This window comes from Vibrio sp. 10N.261.54.A5 (genome assembly GCF_041471145.1).
In the GTDB taxonomy this organism is placed as follows: domain Bacteria; phylum Pseudomonadota; class Gammaproteobacteria; order Enterobacterales; family Vibrionaceae; genus Vibrio; species Vibrio crassostreae_C.
On sequence record NZ_JBFRNU010000098.1, the window covers coordinates 1 to 2,232 of the forward strand.

Annotated in this window: 1 protein-coding gene; it reads right to left on the reverse strand. The window is 47.9% G+C overall.

Annotated features, from left to right (window positions below; genetic code table 11):
• Positions 1-2,232, reverse strand: a 2,232-nt coding sequence (locus tag AB4329_RS22055) for a beta strand repeat-containing protein (protein ID WP_372139289.1), incomplete at both ends; no start/stop codon positions are given.

Here is a 2,232-nt window from a genome sequence, read left to right on the forward strand (position 1 = left end):
GTGTGCCATCAACAGACGATACAGTGAAGGTTTCTTCGACTTTATCGCCGATGTTTAATTGATTAAATGCGCTGTTAGCGGTGAAGAACCAATGACCATTGGCATCAATAGTCAGGTCACCGTTGGTGCCTGAAATAGAATCCGGCGTAAACGTGTTGTCTGGGTTATCCACGTCAGTACTGGTGAGGGTTCCAGAAGTTGTTATAGCGCTGTCCGTTTCATCCACACTGACTGTTGCGGTACTGACTGTCGCAGCATCGTTAGTACCGTTAATCGTGACTTTAATGGTCGAAGGGGTGCCATCAACGGAAGAGACGGTAAAGGTTTCTTCGACTTTATCGCCGACGTTCAGTTGATTAAACGCGCTGTTGGCGGTGAATACCCAATGACCATTGGCATCAATAGTCAGGTCACCGTTGGTACCGGAAATGGAATCGGGTGTGAAGGTATTATCTGGATTATCCACGTCAGTACTGGTTAGCGTACCTGAGGTAGTTACCGCTTTGTCGGTTTCATCGATGGCGACGGTCGCACTACTCACTGTAGCGGCGTCATTAGTGCCGTTAATGATGACCTTAATTGCTGACTGAGTGCCATCCACAGACGTTACCGTGAATGTTTCTTCAACCTTATCACCAACATTAAGTTGGTTGAACGCGCTGTTAGCGGTAAATACCCAGTGGCCATTGGCATCAATAGTAAGGTCGCCATTGGTACCTGAAATCGAATCCGGCGTGAACGTATTGTCTGGATTATCAACATCGGTACTAGTCAATGTTCCTGATGTCGTTACCGCTTTATCAGTCTCATCCACACTGACTGTTGCGGTACTGACTGTCGCTGCATCGTTGGTGCCATTAATCGTCACTTTGATGGTCGAGGGTGTGCCATCAACCGACGATACCGTGAAGGTCTCTTCGACTTTATCGCCGACATTCAATTGATTAAACGCGCTGTTGGCGGTGAAGAACCAATGACCATTGGCATCAATAGTCAGGTCACCGTTGGTGCCAGTAATCGAATCCGGTGTAAACGCATTATCTTGATTATCCACGTCGGTACTGGTGAGAGCTCCTGATGTCGTTACCGCTTTGTCAGTTTCATCGATAGCGACGGTCGCACTGCTGACAGTAGCGGTGTCGTTAGTACCGTTGATTGTCACCTTGATAGTGGACGGTGTTCCATCAACAGACGACACCGTGAAGGTTTCTTCTACTTTATCGCCGACGTTTAACTGATTAAACGCGCTGCTCGCGGTGAACACCCAATGACCATTAGCATCAATAGTCAGGTCACCATTGGTGCCAGTAATCGAATCCGGTGTAAACGCATTATCTTGATTATCCACGTCGGTACTGGTCAATGTTCCTGAAGTCGTTACTGCTTTGTCGGTTTCATCGATGGCAACGGTCGTGCTACTGACAGTAGCGGCGTCGTTAGTGCCGTTAATCGTCACTTTGACCGTTGACGTTGTGCCATCAATAGACGATACAGTGAAGGTCTCTTCGACTTTATCGCCGACGTTCAATTGATTAAACGCACTGTTGGCGGTGAACACCCAATGCCCATTAGCATCAATAGTTAGGTCGCCATTAGCTCCAACAATGGAGTCTGGCGTAAATGTGTTATCAGGATTATCAACATCGGTACTGGTTAACGTGCCTGATGTCGTTACCGCTTTATCAGTCTCATCCACACTGACTGTTGCGGTACTGACTGTCGCTGCATCGTTAGTGCCGTTAATCGTCACTTTGATGGTTGACGGTGTGCCATCAACCGACGATACCGTAAAGGTCTCTTCGATCTTGTCGCCGACATTCAATTGATTAAACGCGCTGTTAGCGGTGAATACCCAGTGACCATTGGCATCAATGTTGAGGTCGCCATTTGTGCCTGCAATGGAGTCTGGAGTGAACGCATTATCCGGATTATCGACATCGGTGCTGGTTAATGTTCCTGAAGTCGTTACTGCTTTGTCGGTTTCATCGATAGCAACGGTCGCACTGCTGACAGTAGCGGCATCGTTAGTGCCGTTAATCGTGACCTTGATGGTGGACGGTGTGCCATCTACAGACGACACCGTGAAGGTTTCTTCGACTTTATCGCCGACGTTTAATTGATTAAACGCGCTGTTGGCGGTGAAGACCCAATGACCATTAGTATCAATAGTCAGGTCACCGTTGGTGCCTGAAATAGAATCCGGCGTGAACGCATTATCTGGATTATCGACAT